1 pseudogene is annotated in these 722 nt (G+C 58.7%); it reads right to left on the reverse strand.

What is annotated here, in order from left to right:
• Positions 1-704, reverse strand: a pseudogene (locus tag FGE05_RS29595) (calcium-binding protein); the annotation flags it as partial.
• Between the last annotated feature and the right edge of the window lie 18 nt (positions 705-722).

The following is a 722-nucleotide window of genomic DNA, read 5'->3' on the forward strand; positions in this document are numbered from 1 at the left end:
ACGTAGGTCAGGCGCTCGACGTTTGCAGCCAGGATGGTGCCGCTCGGATTGATCACCGACACACGGACTTCATCGTTGCCACCACCGGCCTGCTCGATGATGGTGGGTGTGTACCCCATGCCGATGCTGTAGATGTCGTCGCCGCTTCCCCCTTCCAACCGTACCCCTGTGACTATGGTGTACGGGCCGGCGGAAAGGACGTCGTTGAAGGCCGAGCCTATGACAGCTTCGATACCCGTTAAAATGCTGCCTTCGGCATCTCCACCCGTTCCTGGGGTTCCCGCCCCGAGACGGACATTAACGTTTACTGCGACAGTCGAGCCCGAATAGTCGACTGTGTCGACACCGGCGCCACCGTCGAAATCCATACCACCACCATCGCCAACGAACGTATCGTTGAAATTCGATCCTCTGATCACCTCGATATCGGTATAGGTATCACCTGCCGCGATCCCAGTATGCACACCCGTCTTGAGGTTGATGGTCACGGCTTCTTTACTGTCGAGATAACCCGCACCGTCATAGCCAACACCGCCGATGAACTGATCCGCGCCCGCGCCACCGTACAGCGTGTCGTTACCCGAACCGCCGGTAATGACGTTGTCGCTGTCATTGCCATAACCGGTGAAGGCGCCGGTGCCGACGTAGGTCAGGCGCTCGACGTTTGCAGCCAGGATGGTGCCGCTCGGATTGATCACCGACACACGGACTTCATCGTTGCC

It is taken from the genome of Pseudomonas sp. ICMP22404, from assembly GCF_006227205.1.
Taxonomy (GTDB): Bacteria; Pseudomonadota; Gammaproteobacteria; order Pseudomonadales; family Pseudomonadaceae; genus Aquipseudomonas.